The 16,883-nt window shown below is 68.9% G+C and carries 19 protein-coding genes and 1 tRNA gene; 5 read left to right on the forward strand and 15 right to left on the reverse strand.

What is annotated here, in order from left to right; genetic code table 11:
* The 3 genes from ACFE65_RS13320 to ACFE65_RS13330 form a co-directional block, all read right to left on the reverse strand.
* On the reverse strand, nucleotides 1–231 hold a 231-nt coding region (locus ACFE65_RS13320), incomplete at its 3' end, for a DUF1993 family protein (RefSeq protein WP_375382855.1).
* Nucleotides 232–389: 158 nt separating this feature from the next.
* Nucleotides 390–464: transfer RNA gene (locus ACFE65_RS13325), tRNA-Gln, on the reverse strand.
* A 50-nt stretch (nucleotides 465–514) separates the two neighbouring features.
* Nucleotides 515–1,624: a branched-chain amino acid aminotransferase gene (locus tag ACFE65_RS13330; RefSeq protein ID WP_375382856.1), complete on the reverse strand. Its 1,110-nt coding sequence runs from the start codon at nucleotides 1,622–1,624 to the stop codon at nucleotides 515–517.
* A 94-nt stretch (nucleotides 1,625–1,718) separates the two neighbouring features.
* Here ACFE65_RS13330 and ACFE65_RS13335 point away from each other — a divergent pair, with 94 nt between their 5' ends.
* Entirely contained in the window at nucleotides 1,719–2,222 is a 504-nt protein-coding gene (locus ACFE65_RS13335) for a MarR family transcriptional regulator (protein ID WP_375382857.1), read from the forward strand.
* Here the strand turns inward: ACFE65_RS13335 and proC are convergent.
* From proC to dxs, 8 genes are all read right to left on the reverse strand, one after another.
* The gene (proC, locus tag ACFE65_RS13340) at nucleotides 2,219–3,007 is read right to left on the reverse strand and encodes a pyrroline-5-carboxylate reductase (protein WP_375382858.1); all 789 of its coding nucleotides are present in this window, start codon (nucleotides 3,005–3,007) and stop codon (nucleotides 2,219–2,221) included. The two genes, ACFE65_RS13335 and proC, sit on opposite strands and share 4 nt — an antisense overlap.
* Before the next feature lie 31 nt (nucleotides 3,008–3,038).
* Complete coding sequence (locus tag ACFE65_RS13345; protein ID WP_375382891.1) at nucleotides 3,039–3,542, reverse strand: YbjN domain-containing protein; 504 nt, start codon at nucleotides 3,540–3,542, stop codon at nucleotides 3,039–3,041.
* 102 nt (nucleotides 3,543–3,644) lie between these two features.
* Complete coding sequence (locus ACFE65_RS13350) at nucleotides 3,645–4,004, reverse strand: accessory factor UbiK family protein (RefSeq protein WP_375382859.1); 360 nt, start codon at nucleotides 4,002–4,004, stop codon at nucleotides 3,645–3,647.
* A 25-nt stretch (nucleotides 4,005–4,029) separates the two neighbouring features.
* A complete protein-coding gene (locus tag ACFE65_RS13355) occupies nucleotides 4,030–4,584 on the reverse strand; it encodes a TspO/MBR family protein (RefSeq protein ID WP_375382860.1) in 555 nt (184 codons plus the stop codon).
* 101 nt (nucleotides 4,585–4,685) lie between these two features.
* Nucleotides 4,686–5,426, reverse strand: coding sequence for a TlyA family RNA methyltransferase (locus ACFE65_RS13360; protein ID WP_375382861.1), 741 nt, complete (start codon nucleotides 5,424–5,426; stop codon nucleotides 4,686–4,688).
* A complete protein-coding gene (locus tag ACFE65_RS13365; RefSeq protein WP_375382862.1) occupies nucleotides 5,419–5,817 on the reverse strand; it encodes a PIN domain-containing protein in 399 nt (132 codons plus the stop codon). Before ACFE65_RS13365 ends, ACFE65_RS13360 begins: the two co-directional genes overlap by 8 nt.
* Nucleotides 5,814–6,155, reverse strand: a complete 342-nt coding sequence (locus ACFE65_RS13370) for a hypothetical protein (protein WP_375382863.1) — start codon at nucleotides 6,153–6,155, stop codon at nucleotides 5,814–5,816. Before ACFE65_RS13370 ends, ACFE65_RS13365 begins: the two co-directional genes overlap by 4 nt.
* Nucleotides 6,152–8,077, reverse strand: a complete 1,926-nt coding sequence (dxs, locus tag ACFE65_RS13375; RefSeq protein WP_375382864.1) for a 1-deoxy-D-xylulose-5-phosphate synthase — start codon at nucleotides 8,075–8,077, stop codon at nucleotides 6,152–6,154. Before dxs ends, ACFE65_RS13370 begins: the two co-directional genes overlap by 4 nt.
* Before the next feature lie 135 nt (nucleotides 8,078–8,212).
* Here dxs and ACFE65_RS13380 point away from each other — a divergent pair, with 135 nt between their 5' ends.
* The 4 genes from ACFE65_RS13380 to ACFE65_RS13395 all read left to right on the forward strand — a co-directional run bounded on the left by ACFE65_RS13380 (nucleotide 8,213) and on the right by ACFE65_RS13395 (nucleotide 11,264).
* The gene (locus ACFE65_RS13380) at nucleotides 8,213–9,253 is read left to right on the forward strand and encodes a COX15/CtaA family protein (protein ID WP_375382865.1); all 1,041 of its coding nucleotides are present in this window, start codon (nucleotides 8,213–8,215) and stop codon (nucleotides 9,251–9,253) included.
* 148 nt (nucleotides 9,254–9,401) lie between these two features.
* Entirely contained in the window at nucleotides 9,402–9,881 is a 480-nt protein-coding gene (gene rplM, locus ACFE65_RS13385) for a 50S ribosomal protein L13 (RefSeq protein WP_375382866.1), read from the forward strand.
* Entirely contained in the window at nucleotides 9,881–10,429 is a 549-nt protein-coding gene (rpsI, locus tag ACFE65_RS13390; protein WP_375382867.1) for a 30S ribosomal protein S9, read from the forward strand. Before rplM ends, rpsI begins: the two co-directional genes overlap by 1 nt.
* 256 nt (nucleotides 10,430–10,685) lie before the next feature.
* A complete protein-coding gene (locus ACFE65_RS13395; RefSeq protein ID WP_375382868.1) occupies nucleotides 10,686–11,264 on the forward strand; it encodes a DUF2076 domain-containing protein in 579 nt (192 codons plus the stop codon).
* A 4-nt stretch (nucleotides 11,265–11,268) separates the two neighbouring features.
* On the opposite strand, the gene ACFE65_RS13400 is transcribed toward ACFE65_RS13395, so the two are convergent.
* From ACFE65_RS13400 to ACFE65_RS13415, 4 genes are read right to left on the reverse strand one after another with little or no spacing between them, the layout of a single operon-like run.
* Nucleotides 11,269–11,880 (reverse strand): ATP-binding cassette domain-containing protein, encoded by a 612-nt coding sequence (locus ACFE65_RS13400; protein WP_375382869.1) that lies wholly within the window; start codon nucleotides 11,878–11,880, stop codon nucleotides 11,269–11,271.
* The gene (gene modB, locus ACFE65_RS13405; protein WP_375382870.1) at nucleotides 11,870–12,559 is read right to left on the reverse strand and encodes a molybdate ABC transporter permease subunit; all 690 of its coding nucleotides are present in this window, start codon (nucleotides 12,557–12,559) and stop codon (nucleotides 11,870–11,872) included. The genes ACFE65_RS13400 and modB overlap by 11 nt, the downstream gene beginning before the upstream one ends.
* A 16-nt stretch (nucleotides 12,560–12,575) precedes the next feature.
* Complete coding sequence (modA, locus tag ACFE65_RS13410; RefSeq protein WP_375382892.1) at nucleotides 12,576–13,355, reverse strand: molybdate ABC transporter substrate-binding protein; 780 nt, start codon at nucleotides 13,353–13,355, stop codon at nucleotides 12,576–12,578.
* A 49-nt stretch (nucleotides 13,356–13,404) separates the two neighbouring features.
* Nucleotides 13,405–16,791, reverse strand: a complete 3,387-nt coding sequence (locus tag ACFE65_RS13415; RefSeq protein WP_375382893.1) for a polysaccharide deacetylase family protein — start codon at nucleotides 16,789–16,791, stop codon at nucleotides 13,405–13,407.
* Between the last annotated feature and the right edge of the window lie 92 nt (nucleotides 16,792–16,883).

Below are 16,883 nucleotides of genomic sequence, written 5' to 3' on the forward strand. Positions count from 1 at the left end.
GCTACCCTCGCCGTCTGACGTCCCGCCCACAACCGGGGGGGGTGAGTAATTACTCGACTTTACCTGATACGCGAAGGGCAGCATGTCTTCGGCAAGGCGCGCCTGGACTAGAGTATCCGGCGATAGGTCGCGCTCGAGGCAGAACGCTTCGGCCTTATCGATCAGGCCGGCACAGGCACGCAGGATCTGTAGCTGGGAGGGTATGATCGCGGCGTGAAGGGAAAAGGTCATAGCCGCGTGTGCTGTCGTTGACTCAGTCCCGTCAAGCGACTGTGAGTGCAGGCATGATCAGGCGGGCTTGTCTTGAGCCGGTATGACGGGCTGGCAGGCGCAGTCCATCAATCTCATCGCCGCCCTGCTCGCCGCCATCGCCACGCTGGTTCCCGCACTGGCTGGGGCGGCAGGATTCGAACCTGCGGATGGCGGCACCAAAAGCCGCTGCCTTACCACTTGGCGACGCCCCACCGTGCGGGAAGCGGCGCTTATAGCCACCTTGCCCGGCTTGGGAAGGGGATCAGGCGATCCGTTCGAGCCAGCCATGCGGATCGGGCGCCGCGCCGCGTTGAACCGCGACGAGCGAAGCCCGCAGCCGCTCCGTCACCTGCCCGGGGCCGCCGCCGCCGATCTGGAACTCGCCCCCCGCCGCCTTGACCGTCCCGATCGGGGTGACGACCGCGGCGGTGCCGCAGGCGAACACCTCGCGCAGCCGGCCGCTTGCCGCGTCTACGCGCCACTGGTCGAACGAGTACGGCTCCTCGCGCACTGTCAGCCCTTGGTCGCGGGCCAGCGCGATCAGCGAAGCGCGCGTGATGCCGGGCAGTATCGTGCCCGTCAGCGGCGGGGTGAGCAGCGAGCCGTCCTCGAACACGAAGAAGATGTTCATGCCGCCCAGTTCCTCCACCCAGCGACGCTCGGCCGCGTCGAGGAAGGCGACCTGGTCGCAGCCGTGGCGGATCGCCTCCGCCTGCGCGGCGAGACTCGCGGCATAGTTGCCGCCACACTTGGCCGCCCCCGTCCCGCCGGCAGCGGCACGCGTGTAGGTCTCCGACACCCAGATCGAGATCGCCGGCGCCGCGCCCTTCTTCCAATAGGGTCCGACCGATGAGGCGATCACCATGTAGAGATACTCGGTCGCCGGCTTGACGCCCAGGAACGCCTCGCTCGCGATCGCGAACGGTCGGAGGTACAGCGCGCCGTCGGGGCCGGGCGGGATCCAGTCCGCGTCCGTCCGCACGAGCGAACGGCAGGATTCCAGGAACAGTTCCTCCGGCAGTTCGGGCATAGCCAGACGTCTGGCGCTATCCCGAAACCGCCGGGCATTAGCGTCCGCACGGAACAGCGCGACGCCGCCGTCACCGAGCCGATAAGCCTTCAGCCCTTCGAAGATCTCCTGCGCGTAATGGAGTACCGCGGACGCCGGGTCCATCGACAGCGGCGCGCGCGCGCGGATCGCGGGCTCGTGCCAACCGCGTTCGGTGGAATAATGGACCACCGCCATGTGGTCGGTGAACACCTGCCCGAAGCCGGGCTCCACCAGCCGCGCGTCGCGCTCGGACGCCAGGACGGGGCTCGCGTGCGGCTCGAACGCGAAGACCGGGTATGAGGCGGGCGCGGCGTCGGCCATCGGCAGCGGGCTCCAGACAGGGCTGATCCGCCGGCGGCGGCATCTAGTGGATCGGGGTTGCGGCGGCCTAGGGCCGATGGCAAAGCCGGTCAACATGGCTGCCCTAGCACCGACCGGCCCCGGGCCCACCGCCTCGCCCCTCTTCCTTCGCGACGCGGAGCTTCGCCGTGGCATGGAGCTGCTGTATTTCGGGCATAGCCATCTCACGCGGTCGATCGACCAGGGGCTTGCGGACCAGGGGCTTGGCCGCGCCCACCACCGCGCGCTGTATTTCATCGCGCAGAAGCCCGACATGACCGTCAGCGAGCTGTTGGCGCTGCTGGCGATCACCAAACAGTCGCTGGGCCGGGTGCTCAACGACCTGAGCGAGCGGGGTCTGGTGGAAACGCGCCCCGGCGAGCGTGATCGGCGTCAGCGGCTGCTCCGGCTGACGGCGGTGGGCTCGGCGCTGGAGCATGACCTGTTCGACGCGGTTCGCCAGCGGATGAGCGCCGCCTATGCGCGCGCCGGTCAGCATGCGGTGACGGGGTTCTGGGCGGTGCTCGAAGGGCTGATCCCGGAGGCGGAACGCGCGCAGGTCGACGCGCTGCGGGCTTAGGCGCGCATCGCGGCGGCGGCGGCGAGCTCGCCGTTGCGCCGCGCCGCCGCCGCCAGCGTGTCGGTCAGGAGGGTCCGCAACGCATCGTCACGGTCGAGGACGTTCAACCCCTCGCGCGTCGACCCGCCGGGACTCGCGACCCGATCGGCGAGGGTGGCAGGGCTCTCGTCAGCCTCCATCGCCATCTGCGCCGACCCCGCGACGGTCGCGCGCGCGAGCCGAGCCGCCCGATCCGCGGGCAGACCGAGCGCCACGCCGGCCGCCGCGAGCGCGTCGATGAACCGGAACACGAAGCCCGGACCGCAGCCCGACAGCGCGGTGACCGCATCGAACAGCGACTCGTCCACGATCCACTCGACATGGCCCAGCGGTGCGGCCAGAGCCGCAGCCGTCGCCCGCGCCCGGTCGTTGGCCATCGCCGAGTGAAGCGCCGTCACCCCCGCGCCGATCGCGACCGGAAGGTTGGGCATCGCCCGCACGATCGTCGCCGCCAGAGGGAACCGGATCGACAACGCCACCTCGTCCACGCCGGCCAGGATCGACATCAGCAGCGGCGTACGCACTTCGGCGAGCATCGGCGCGACGGCGTCAAGCTGCTGCGGCTTGACCGCCAGGACGATCACCTCCGGCGCCGCATCGCGCGGCGGGGCGGCGAGCAAGGTCACGCCCGGTGGCACCGCCGGCGTGCCCGGGTCGATCACCGTCACCGCCTCGGCCGCCAGTCCGGCCGCCGTCCAGCGGCGCAGCATCGCCCCGCCCATGTTGCCGCACCCGACCAGCCACAAAGAGGCGGGCGAGTCTTGCCTCGCCACCGGATCAAGCCTCGCCGTGGGTCTCGACCATCGCCGCCGCGATCGCCTCCTTGGGGGTCTTGCCGCCCCACAGCACGAACTGGAACACCGGGTAGAAGCGCTCGCACTCGTCGATCGCGGTCTCGACCAGCAGCTCGGTCGCGGCGAGCGACAGCGTTCCCTCCTCCTCGCCGTCGATCATCGCGGCGTGGCGATAGAGGAGGATGCCGCTCGACGACCAAAGCTCGAAATGCCCGAGCCACATCTGCTCGTTCACCAGCCCCAGCGTCTCGTACATGGCGGCGCGACGGTCATCGGGCACCTTGATGTCGGGAAAGGCGAGGAACTGGAGCACGCTGTCGTCGTCGCGCCACAGCGCGCGCAACTCGTACTCGGTCCAGCTTCCCTTTACCTGCGCGACGATCTCGTCGTCGTGCCGCTCGTGCGTCCAGCCGTGGGCGGCGTAATAGGCCTCCAGCATGTCGACGGGCGCGGCGGGTTCGTGGCTTTCGTCCGATTCGTCGAGCATCACGCGCCTTCTCCCATCACCGCCGCGCCATCCTGGCGCACCCGACGCCTTGTCGGCAATGGCGACGTCGCCGTCCGGCGAAGTGAGACACGAACGGCGGGATCAGCCATCGACCTCGTCGATCGTCGGCGCCGGACTGAGCAGCGGCGCCGCAGCCGGCGAGAGTTCGGGCTGGCCAGCGGTGTCCGGCGGCGTGGTGGGCGACGCGGCAGGCGAGTGCGCCGTCGACGCTTCCAGCGCATCGAGCCGCGTGCGCAGCACATCGGCTTCGTCGCGGGCTGCGGCGGCCATTGCCTTCACCGCCTCGAACTCGTCGCGGCTGACGAAATCCAGCCCGCCGAACCATTCCTTGGCCCGATCCCGCGCGCCCGCCTGAGCCTCGCGGCCCATGCCGGCGATCGTCCCGGCCGCGCCGTTGATGATCTTCACCAAATCGTCGAACATCTGGTTCTGGGACTGCATCGGTCTCTCGCGCGAAGGGGGAACGTCAACCGATGACTTGGGTGCTTGCGGCAGGGGACGCAAGCCTCTCCGCGTCCGGGTTCAAGCGGCCGATCCCCCAGGTGAGCGCGCCGGCGTAGCAGAGCCAGGCCAGGTATGGCACCATCAGCCATGCCGCCACGGTCCGGATGCGACCGAACAGGACGGTGGCGATCAGTGCGCCGACCAGCATCGCCGCGATCAGCCCCGCTGCCGCCGTCACCCGATGCGCCCCGAAGAATAGCGGCGTCCAGGCGAGGTTGAGCACGAACTGGACGGCGAAGACGAGCACGGCCACACCCCGCCCGCGCGCACCGCGCGCGTTCAGCACGATCGCAACGGCGATCCCCATCAGGATGTAGAGCAGGCTCCAGGCGACGGGGAACAGCCAGCCCGGCGGCGTCCCGGCCGGCTTGGCGAGCGCGGCATACCAGCCGTTCCCATCGCCCGCCGGTACGCTGCGCCCCGACAGGAAGCCGAGCAGCAGCAGCAGCGGCACCGTCACGCACGCCCAGCGCAGGAGCGACATGTGCAACTGGCGTCTGGATGCGATGGCGCTCACACGGGGGTTCCTTGGCTTGCCGACCGTCCCTGACGGGTCAGGACCGCCCCGTAAACGGCGGATATCGTGCAACCGTTCCGGGTGCGATCCGGATCGCGCGTTCAGGCGGGCTGGCGCGATGCCGCCAGCAGGAACTCGACATTGCCCTCCGGGCCGGTGATCGGGCTTTGCTCGATGCCCTCGACGTGCCAGCCCTGACCCTCGAACCAGGCTTGCGCGGCGTCGCAGACGCGGGCGTGGACGGCGGGATCGCGTACCACCCCGCCCTTGCCGACCTCCGCCCGCCCCGCCTCGAACTGGGGCTTCACGAGCACCATTGCGCGGGCATCCGCCGCTGCGAAGGAAAGCGGCCGCTCCAATACCTTGGCGAGGCCGATGAAGCTCGCATCGCAGACGATCAGGTCGACGGGCTCGGGGATGTGCTCGGCCGTCAGGATGCGCGCGCTGGTCCGTTCGTGGACGACGACGCGCGCGTCCTGGCGCAACGACCAGGCGAGCTGGTTCGTGCCGCTGTCCACCGCATGGACACGCGCCGCGCCGCGCTGGAGCAGCACGTCGGTGAAGCCGCCGGTCGAGGAGCCGACATCGATCGCCACCGCGTCGGCCACGTCCCAGCCGAAATGGTCGAGCCCGTGCGCGAGCTTGATCCCGCCCCGGGACACCCAGGGATGATCGCGCCCGCGCACGTCGATCACGGCGTCCCCAGCGACCTGCTCGCCGGGCTTGGCGAGCTTGCGCGTCCCGACGAAGACCAGCCCCGCCATCACGAGCGCCTGCGCCCGATTGCGCGACTCGGCGAGGCCACGCTCGACTAGGAGTTGATCGATGCGGTGTTTAGGCACGGAAAGGGTTGATGATGGTCAGTCGGCCGTCGACGACGAGGCCGTGGTGCATGTCCTCGGAGTAGAGGATATCAGCACTGCCTGCGAGAGCGGCAGCGACAATCATGCTGTCGTACAGGCCTATCTTGTATATCTGCGCGATGCGAAGCCCATCAATGTATATCGTCTCCGTAAGCGGCACCACTGGACCACAGCGGCGACGAATGTCGGCTAGGAGCGGCAACGCCTCAGGCCAAGTCAGTTTGATCTTGCGCAGTACAACGTTGGTAAACTCGTTCAGGCACTGAACACTCACCAAGCCACCGACATCCAGCAGGTCGCGCGCTATTCGTCCCTTATCATTCGTGCCGACTGCGTATACGAGCACGTTCGTGTCAAAGAACGCCGTCACCGCGCGTTGGCATCTTCTCGGTCGAACCGATACCCAGCCGGAAGCGGTCGCGCGACTCGCAGAAAAGCATCAGAAAGCGGCGTATCGGCATTAGATGCAGATTTGGGCACGACGAACCGGGCCAGCTTGACCATTTTTCGCAACTCGGTCGCGAAACTAAGCGAACCCGCTGCAAGAGCGACCGCTTCCAATTCGGCACTGTCCAAAACCGCCAACTGCTCGGCATGCACGATTCCGAACAGGTGTAGCGTCGTCATCTTCTCGCCACGAGGTGCCGCATCATATTCGACGCGCAATGCTTCGATCAGACGCAGCAGATCCGGGCGATGAACGTTCACGCCCGCGCGCCCTCGGTCACGCCCGTGCTGTTGTGGCGCAGGGCGGTAAGTACCGTGTCGACGATATGCGCGGCGTCCAGCCCCGCCTCGGCGTACTGCTTGTCGGGTGCATCCTGGTCCTGGAACGTATCGGGCAGGCGCATCGTGCGCAGTTTCAGGCCGCCGTCGATCAGCCCTTCGTCGCTCGCCAGTGTCAGGACATGGGCGCCCAGGCCGCCGATCGAGCCTTCCTCGATCGTCACCGCCACCTCATGGCTGGTCAGCAGGCGGCGGATCAGCGCCTCGTCCAGCGGCTTCGCGAAGCGCAGGTCCGCGACGGTCGTGCTAAGCCCCCGCGCTTCGAGCTGCTCCGCGGCCTTCAGCGCTTCGGCCAGCCTCGTGCCGAGCGACAGGATCGCAACCTTCTTGCCCTCGCGCACGACCCGGCCACGGCCGATCTCCAGCGTCTCGGGTACCTCTGGCAGCGCGACGCCGGTGCCGTTGCCGCGCGGATAGCGAACCGCGATCGGGCCCGAATCATGCACCACGCAGGTGTGCGTCATATGGACGAGCTCGGCCTCGTCGGCGGCGGCCATCACGACGAAGTTGGGGAGCGTCGCCAGATAGGTCACGTCGAACGACCCGGCATGGGTTGCGCCATCCGCGCCGACCAGCCCGGCGCGGTCGATCGCGAAGCGAACGGGCAGGTTCTGGATCGCGACGTCGTGCACCACCTGATCATAGGCGCGCTGGAGGAACGTCGAATAGATCGCGCAGAACGGCCGCATCCCCTGCGCCGCGAGCCCGGCGGCGAAGGTGACGGCGTGCTGCTCGGCGATCCCCGTGTCGAAGAACCGGTCGGGATAGGCCTTGGCGAACGCGTCCAGCCCGGTGCCCGACGGCATCGCCGCGGTGATCGCGCAGATGCGGGGGTCGGTCTCCGCCTCCTTCGCCAGCGCGGCGCCGAACACGTTCTGATATTGCGGCGGCCCCGGCGGCGCCTTGGTCTGCGTGCCGGTGACGACGTCGAACTTCTGGACGCCATGGTACTTGTCGGCCGCCGCCTCGGCCGGGGCGTACCCCTTGCCCTTCTTGGTCACGACATGGACGAGGATGGGACCTTCCGCCGCGTCGCGCACGTTCTCCAGCACCGGGATCAGATGATCGAGATTGTGGCCGTCGATCGGGCCGACGTAATAGAAGCCTAGCTCCTCGAACAGCGTGCCGCCCATCGTCATGCCGCGGGCGAACTCGTCGGTCTTGCGAGCGGCGTCCGCGAACGGGCGGGGCAGTTTCTTGGCGATCCGCTTGAGCATCTCGCGCAGCCCCAGGAACTCGCGGCTGGACACGATGCGCGACAGATACGCCGACAGGCCGCCCACCGGCGGCGCGATCGACATGTCGTTGTCGTTCAGGATCACGACCAGGCGATTGCCTGCCTGCTCGGCGTTGTTCATCGCCTCATAGGCCATGCCGGCGCTCATCGCGCCGTCGCCGATCACCGCGATGCCCTTGCCGGGCTTGTCGGCGAGCTTGGCGGCGATCGCGAAGCCCAGCGCCGCCGAGATCGACGTCGACGAGTGCGCCGCGCCGAACGGATCGTACTCGCTCTCGCTCCGCTTGGTGAAGCCCGACAGGCCGCCACCCTGGCGCAGCGTGCGGATGCGGTCGCGCCGTCCGGTGAGGATCTTGTGCGGATAGCATTGGTGACCGACGTCCCACACCAGCCGGTCCTCGGGCGTGTTGAAGACATAGTGGATCGCGGTCGTCAGCTCGACGACGCCCAGGCCCGAGCCGAGGTGGCCGCCGGTGGTGCCGACGGCGGAGATCACCTCCTGGCGCAGTTCGTCCGCGAGCTGGCGGAGCTGCTCGGGCTCCAACCGGCGGAGGTCGGCGGGAACGGTAACCGTGTCGAGCAGCGGCGTTGCGGGGAGATCGGCCATCGGCGGCGCTTAACGCCTCCGAAACCCGGTGTCGATTGGTACGATCGTCCCGCCCTCGCCGCGACTGTCCGAAGACCTGTCGTTTGAGGTAGCGCCGTTCCTTGGAATCCCGCCCCCGAGCGCGTAGATAGGCTCATGCTCCAGGCAACTCGCAGCTTCGTCACCACCGCGCGTCCGGCACTGCTCGCGCGGTGGCTCTACATCGTCGCGGCGCTCATCGTCGCGATGGTCGTCGTGGGCGGCATCACCCGCCTGACCGAGTCGGGATTGTCGATGACGACGTGGCAACCGCTGACCGGCGCGATCCCGCCGATCACAGGGGCGCAATGGCAGGCGGAGTTCGCCAATTACCGGCGTATCCCGCAATTTGCGCAGCTCAATGCCGGCATGACGCTGGCCGGGTTCAAGGCGATCTTCTTCTGGGAATATGCGCACCGGCTGCTCGCCCGCGTTGTGGTGATGGCCACGCTTGTGCCGCTGATCTGGTTCGCGGTGCGTCGTCGCATCCCGGCCAGCTACGGCCTGAGGCTGTCAGCGCTCGTGGCGTTGCTCGCGCTGCAGGCGGCGGCGGGCTGGTGGATGGTGTCGTCGGGGCTGCAGGAGCGGACGGAGGTCAGCCACCTGCGGCTCGCGACCCACCTGCTGTTGGCGATGATCACGCTGGCGGGCACGATCTGGACCGCGCTCGATCTGGCGACGCTGTCGCGGGGGCCGATCTCGGCGCCGGCGCGGCTACGCTGGGGTGCCGCCGGCGTGATCGCGCTGCTGTTCCTCCAGCTCGCGTACGGCGCGTTCACCGCCGGGCTCCGCGCCGGTTATGCCTTCTCGAGCTGGCCGCTGATGGGGGACCGGCTGTTCCCCGATGGTGTGCCGATGCTCGCGCCGGCGTGGCACAATGCGGTCGACAATCCGATCGTCGTGCAGTTCATCCACCGCTGGCTCGCCTTCGCCGTCGCGGCCGGGCTCGGCTGGCTGGCGTTCCGCGCGTTCCGGCTCGGCGCGGCGCGGCCGGCCCAAGCCGTCGTACTGCTCGTCTGCCTGCAGATCGCGCTCGGCATATCGACGCTGATGTCGGGCGTCGCGATCCCGATCGCGGTCGCGCACCAGGCCAACGCCGCGCTGCTGGTGATCGCCGCCGTCGCGGCCGCGCACGCGATCGGTCGTCGCACGCCCTGAGTAAGGGGTCGCAGGGTATCGGTACTATAGTACCCGCGGCGAAAGCGCCGGTTTGCTTGACTTTCGACGGTCCTTCCACCATTCGCAGGGCAAGCGCCGCTCCCGTCCGGGGGCGGCGTCCTGCATTCCAGTACGAGGTCCAACGCCCATGAAGGCGCTCATGAAGACCACCAAGGCGGCCAAGCCGCACGAGGTGGAGAAGAAGTGGCATATCGTCGACGCCGACGGCCTGGTCGTCGGTCGCGCCGCATCGATCATCGCCAACGTGCTGCGCGGCAAGCACAAGACCAGCTTTACGCCCCATGTCGATTGCGGCGACAACGTCGTCGTCATCAATGCCGACAAGATCCGCTTCACGTCCAACAAGGCGCAGAAGAAGGTCTATTACAAGCACACCGGCTATGCCGGCGGCATCAAGGAAGTGACGGCGGCGAAGCTGCTCGACGGTCGCTTCCCGGAGCGTGTGCTGGAAAAGGCCGTCGAGCGGATGATCCCGCGCGGCCCGCTCGGCCGGCAGCAGATGCGCAACCTTCGCATCTTTAAGGGCACCGAGCATGCGCACGAGGCGCAGAGCCCTCAGGTCCTCGACATCGCGGGCATGAACCGCAAGAACAAGGTGGGCGCGTAATGACCGACAATCGCCAGTCCCTTTCCGATCTTGGTGCCGCGCTCAACCAGCAGCGCGATGCGGCGGTCGCCCAGTCCGACGCCTCCGCCGACGCCTATATGGCCGGCGACGTCGAAGCCCCCGTTCAGCGCGCGCCGCTGCGCGAGCAGGAACTCGACAAGCAGGGCCGCGCCTATGCCACCGGCCGCCGCAAGGATGCGGTCGCCCGCGTGTGGCTGAAGCCGGGCAGCGGCAAGATCACGGTGAACGGCCGCGATCAGGAGACGTATTTCGCCCGGCCGACGCTGCGCCTCGTCATCAACCAGGTGTTCGGAATCACCGAGCGGACCGGTCAGTATGACGTGATCTGCACGGTCAAGGGTGGCGGCCTGTCGGGCCAGGCCGGCGCGGTGAAGCACGGCATCAGCCAGGCGATCACCAAGTACGAGCCGATCCTGCGCGCGCCTGTGAAGGCCGCCGGGTTCCTGACACGCGACAGCCGCGTGGTGGAGCGCAAGAAGTACGGCCGCGCCAAGGCCCGCCGCAGCTTCCAGTTCTCCAAGCGCTAAGCGCGCTTGGAATAGCTTGCGCTATTCCAAGACTCGCGGCGCCGGCCGGCGGAGGCGTTCACGCCTTCGTTCGACTTCATGGATTTACTCCATGATGTCCGCCACGGTCCTAGACGACAGGGCGATCCGGTGACGGGTCGCCCTTTTCGCGTCCGCGCTCGATCGGGTGAAATCAGCGTCACGGGCGGCGGCCACCGGTTGACGCCCGCTCCCGCATCCCAATCTTCGTCGGCGACCCTCTTGCGGAGCCGACTCGATGACCCCTGACGAACGCAGCCTTCTTTTCTCGTTCCTCCGCGATCTGTCGGCCGCGCGCGGCATGGCGAAGGACGCGGAAGCCGACGGCATGATCCGCGACGCGCTCGCGGCCAACCCGGATGCGGCCTATGCGCTCGTCCAGCACGCGATCGTCGCGGACCAGTCGCTCCACGCCGCGCAGGCGCGGATCGCGCAATTGGAGGATGCGACGCGCGCCGCCTCCTCCGCAGCCGGCGTGCCGTCGACCCGCTTCCTGCCGCAGTCCGGCACGCCGTGGGGCGCGCCCAACAACGACACCAGCTATGCGCCGCCACCGGTCGAGCAGCGGCCCGGCATCTTCTCGGGCGGCGGCGGCCTCGGCAGCTTCCTGCGGAGCGCGGGTACCACGGCGGCGGGCGTGGCGGGCGGCGAGATGCTGTTTAACGGCCTGTCGGGGCTGTTCGGCGGCCATGGCGGCGGCGGCGGCGGCTTCCTCGGCGGCGGCCAGGGCTTCATGGGCGGGTCCGAGGAGAACGTCGTCATCAACAACTATAACGACGATGGCGGCTACGACGACGGCGGCAACGGCAACTGGTGAGCCGTCAGACCGCGACGACCGTGCCGATCCGCTCGGCTTCGGCGCGGTCGTGCGTCACCATCAGGATCGGCAGGCGACGCTCATCACGGAGACGCTCGATCGTGCGGAGCACGTCTTCCCGGCGGGTGCCGTCGAGACTGGCGGTTGGTTCGTCGAGGAGCAGGAAGGCAGGATCGCTCAGCAGCGCGCGAGCGATCGCGACACGGCGCGCTTCGCCACCCGACAGCGCCCGCGGCCAGCGGTCGAGAAGATGGCCGATGTCGAGCATCGTCGCCGTCGGCACTGGATCGGCTCCGCGCGGCGTTCCATAGCGCAGGTTCCCGCCCACGGTCAGATGCGGGAACAGTCGCACATCCTGGAATACGACACCCGCGCGCCGACGATGCGGTCGCACGTTCACCTTCTTCTCGGCCTCGAACAATGATCGCCCGCCGACCCGGACATGACCGCGATCGGGGCGCAGCAGGCCGGCGATCATCATCAGGATGCTGGTCTTGCCCGCGCCGGACGGCCCGAACAGGATGGTTGCGCCCTCGCCTGCCTTGAACGCGGTGCCCAGCACGCGGTCGCCTCGGCGCAAGGTCACGTCGACGTCGAACGCCGGGTCAGAGGACATGCGTCCCCCGCCCCATCCGGCGCGCCAGCGCCTCCGAGGCGATCAGTGCGACGAGGCTGATTGCGACCGATATCGCCGCCAATCGCCATACCATCGCGTCACCGCCCGGCCGCTGGAGCGCCGAGTAGATGGCCAGCGGCAGGGTTTCCGTCTGCCCGGGCACGTCCGACACGAACGTGATCGTCGCGCCGAACTCCCCCAGTCCGCGCGCGAAGCCCAGCACCAGCCCGGCCAGCACGCCGGGAGCCGCCAACGGTAGCGTGATCGTGCGGAACACGCGCCACCGCCCCGCGCCCAGCGTCGCCGCGGCCTGCTCCAGCCGGCGATCGACGCCCTCGATCGACAGCCGGATCGCACGCACCATCAGCGGCAGCGCCATGACGCCGGCCGCGATCGCCGCGCCTGTCCAGCGGAACAGCACGGAAACGCCGAACAAGCGCTGGAGAAGCCCCCCGATCGGACCGGCCGGCGCGAAGGCGAGCAGCAGCAGCCAGCCGGTCACTACGGGGGGCACCACCAGCGGCAAGTGGACGATGCCGTCGAGCAGCCACCGGCCCGCAAAGCGCCATCGCGCGAGCATCCAGGCGAGCGAGAACGCGACCGGCAGCGCCCCCATTACCGCGACGCCGCCCACCAGCAGCGACAGGCGGATGATCGCCCACTCGTCGGGAGTCAGCATCGACGCGGTGAGCGGCTCACGGCGTGGTGAAGCCGTAGCGGCGGAATATCGCCTTTCCCGCTCCCGACATCAGGAAGCGGCGGAGGCCTTCCGCCTCGCCATTCGCGGAACGGGCGAGCCGCGCGAGCGGATAGCGGATCGGCGCGTGGCTGGCCTCGGGGAACGCGCCGACGATCCGTACAGCCTTCGATGCCATCGCGTCTGTCGCATAGACGATGCCGAACGGTGCGGCGCCACGCTCCACCAGCGCGAGTGCGCCCCGCACGCTGTCCGCCTTCACGACGTGCGGCGCGACGGCGGCCCAGGCGCCCAGATGCTCCAGCGCGGCCTTGCCGTAGATGCCCGCGGGCACCGCGGCCGGGTCCGCCATCGCCAGCGGACCCCGATCGAGCATCGCCGCGAGCGCGGCCCCTCGCCTGCTGCCGAGCCGGACGGTGCTGCCTGCCGGCGCGACCACCACCAGCCGGTTACCAAGCAGATCGCGCCGCGTCCCGGCGGCGAGGAGGCCATGAGCCTGAAGCTCGTCCATCCATTGCTCGTCGGCGGAGGCGAACAGATCGGCCGGTGCGCCCGCCTCCGCCTGCCGCGCGAGCGCGGACGAGGCGGCGAAGGAGACGACGGGGCGTGGATGGCCGCGCGCCGCCCAGGCATCCGCGGCGGCGGTCATCGACTCCTGCAGGCTGGCCGCCGCGAGGACGACCGGCGCGGAAGGCGGCACGGATGCGGCCGACACATCCGCGCCGCCCAACAGCGCGACACAGCAGATCAACCATCGTCTGGATGATGCGAAGGCCATGGTCGTCATGGGGCGCGACTATACAGCGGCGCCGCCTGCATGCCAGCGATCAGCGCGTCGTCGCCGCCGCACGATCGGTCACGCGCCCGCTGCGCTGCAGCTTGCCCCAGCCGACCTGCGGGCCCCGCAATGCCTGGGCGATCGCCTTGATGACGACATAGTACATCACCTGCCGATAGCCGATCCGCTGCGGCACCAGCAGCCACAGCAGCCGCCACCGCTCCCGCCGTTCCAGCGCAAAGGCGATTGTCGCCGCCAGCACGTCGATCGCGGTGAACACCAGCCAGAAGGCGAGCATCTTCTCGAGGCTGCCGGTATTCTGCGCCCAGCCATGCGCCTCGATCGCCAGATAGGTGAAGATGAACGACAGGATCAGCGCGAGGTCGATGATCGGGGAGATCGTCGCCAGCACGATCTGGAACAGGATCGCCTGCGGCAGGCCCACGACCGCGAGCCCGCGTGGCCGGCCGAAGCCGATGATGCCGCGGTGCTTGTACAGGCATTGCAGCGTGCCATAGGCCCAGCGGAAGCGCTGCTTGGCGAGCCCGCGGAACGTCTCGGGCGCCTCCGTCCAGGCGACCGCGAACTGGTCGTAGCGGACATGCCAGCCGGCGCGCTGGATCGCGATCGTCAGGTCCTGATCCTCGGCCAGCGTATCATCGGGGTAGCCGCCGACGCTGCGGATTGCGTCCAGCCGCCAGGCGCCGACCGCGCCGGGCACCACCGTCATCGCGCCCAGCCGGGTGAGCGCACGCCGCTCCAGGTTCTGCGCGGTGATGTATTCCAGCGCCTGCCACCGGGTGATGAGGTTGACGCGGTTGCCGACCTTGGCATTGCCGGCCACCGCGCCCAGCACGGGATCGTCGAACCAGCGCGCCAGCCGTGCGATCGTCGCGGGCTCGAACTGGGTGTCGGCATCCAGCGCGATGACGACCGGCGCAGTGACGAGCGCGAGCCCCTGGTTGAGCGCGCGCGCCTTGCCGCCATTCTCCAGCGTCAGCAATCGCACGCGCGGATCGTCGCCGAACGCCTGCCGGACGACATCGCTGGTCGCATCCTTCGACCCGTCGTCGATCACGACTACTTCGATCCGGACGTCGGTGGAGGCGAGCACGCCGCGAATCGCGCGCTCGATCACCCGCTCCTCGTTGAAGGCGGGTATCAGCACCGCGACCGAGCGGTCGGGGTCGATGGGCGGAAACACCTCCTCGTTCTCGCGCCGTGCCTGGATCAGCGCGAGCGCCGACAGCGTGATCGCGCGCAGGATGCCGACGCTGATCGCGAACACGAACAGCCAGCGCAGCGCGATGACGGCCGCCCCCAGCGTGGAGAACAGGGCGAGGTCGGTCTGCGCGGCCAGCCGGTCGCTCGGCGAGATGACCGGCATCGACTGGTCCCGCGTCAGTCCCGCCAGCGTCGAAACGGGGACGAACCGGTAGCCCAGCGCCCGCAGCCGATCGATGATGACCGGCAGCGCCTCGATGGTCTGCTCGCGGTTGCCGCCCGCGTCGTGCAGCAGGACGATGTTGTGGCTATACGGGTCACCGCCGGGGGAGTCGGGCGCGCTACTGGCGGTGACGCCCGCGACCGCCTCATCGATGATCGCCTGCGTGCCCGGCCGCTTCCAGTCGCCCGGATCGACGTGCAGCCCAACCGACAGATAGCCGCGGTTCTGCGCCATCAACGCAGGACCGATTTCGTCGGCGGTCGTGGGCTCGGCGTCGCCGAAATAGGGCGCACGGAACAGCCGCAGCGAGCGGCCGGTGAACGCCTGGAACAATCGCTGGTTGGTGTTGAGCTCGAAGGCGACTTCCCGCGTCGAGGCGTCGGCGAGATTGGGGTGCGTATAGGTGTGGCTGCCCACCTCATGGCCCTCGGCCACCTCGCGCTGGAGCAGGCCGCGATTGGTGAGCGCGTTCTCGCCGACCATGAAGAAGGTGGCCGGCACATGCTCGCGCTTGAGGATATCGAGGATCTTGGGCGTCCACTCGGCATCGGGCCCGTCATCGAACGTCAGCGCGACCATGCCCGGCTTGAAGCCGGTACGGTCCACCTCGTACGGCCGCGGCAAGCGCTGGAAGCGCACGTCGGTCAGGCTGCCGTCCGCCGCGGTCGCCACCGCGCGGAGCCCCTGCACGGGCTCGCCGGCGATCTTCAGTATCTCGCCCGGCCCCTCGATGTCGGTGTTGGTGCCGGTCGGGATCGTCTGGATCGTCGTGGCCGGCGGTAGCGGGCGGTGGTCGCGACCAAAGATCGACCACACGCCAGGGTCCTCGGACCCCAGCCGCCACAGCGCGACCGCGTTGACGCCGGCCGCTTGAAGGAAATGGAGCTGGTTGTAGGCGGAGGCGGCGTCGAGCAGCCAGATCATGTGCCGGCTTTTGCCGTCCTGATAGGCGAAGACGCTGTTGCCGCTCGACCGGTCGAACGCAGGGACGGCGTCGGACTCCTTGGCGACCTGCCACGCCTCTTCCACCGTGATCGGGTCGCCCGAGCCGTCGTGCCAGTCGTATCCGTAATTGCCTAGGCACACGACCAGCTTGGCGGCGGGAATGCCCCGCGCCGCATTGGCCACGGACTGCGCGAACCATCGTTGCGAAGCGATCGGTCCGGCCTCGCCCGACAGTTCATGCTCGTCGTAGCTCATCAGGAAAAGGCGATCGACGATCCGCGCATAGGCGGGCAGGTCCCATTCCTCATTGCCCACCGGCGCGGCGATGGCGACGATCCAGCCGTGCGGAGCGAAGCGCCGATGCGCCTCCGTCAGGAAACGTCGGTAATCGTCGTGCGCGGTGGGCGGCAGCTCCTCGAAATCGAAGAACGCGCCCGCGCCGCCATTCTGCCCGAGCCACGGCACCAGCCGGTCGAGGAACGCGTCGCTCGCGACCGGATCATGCATCATCGCCGCAATGCCCTTGCCGTCCCAGTTCCCGGCCAGCGCGTTCTGCACCATCGGCAGCACCAGCGGCCGGCGCACGGCGCCGTTGAGGACGGCCCGGCCAGCAGTGTCGCGGAACACGCTGATGTGATGGTCGGACCCCGACACGGAGACCCAGCCCGGGATTACCCAGTCGAGCTGGTCGAGGTGCCGCTGGAGCGATGCGGCGCTGTTGGGATCCCAAGGAACATGGAAGGCGATGGCGAGCGGCGCGTTCTTTGCCGCCGACGCCGCCGGCGTCGCGCCGAGCAGGCGCTTGGCATAATAACTGATCCCGAGCCGGGTACGCCCGAGGAACCCGTCACGAGGCGGCGGGAGCGCGCGCGAGGTCGAGCGCTCGGACTGGATCGGCAGCAACGGCGCCCGCGGCACCACGCCGATCGAGACGACGAAGATCGCCAGCGCGAGTAGGATCAGCCCGATGAAGGCGATGATCGCCAGCCGAAACCGCCGCCGCCGCCGGCCGGACGCATCGAAGAACACTGCCTGTTGGGCCATGGCGGCGGTGTCTGCCATGCGCGTTCCGGCCGGGCAATGGCGACGTGACCAAGAGCTCCGATGCGACGGCCGAAGCGTTGTCCGGCAGGGTG

Origin of the sequence: uncultured Sphingomonas sp. (assembly GCF_964237335.1) — a bacterium.
Lineage (GTDB): Bacteria > Pseudomonadota > Alphaproteobacteria > Sphingomonadales > Sphingomonadaceae > Sphingomonas.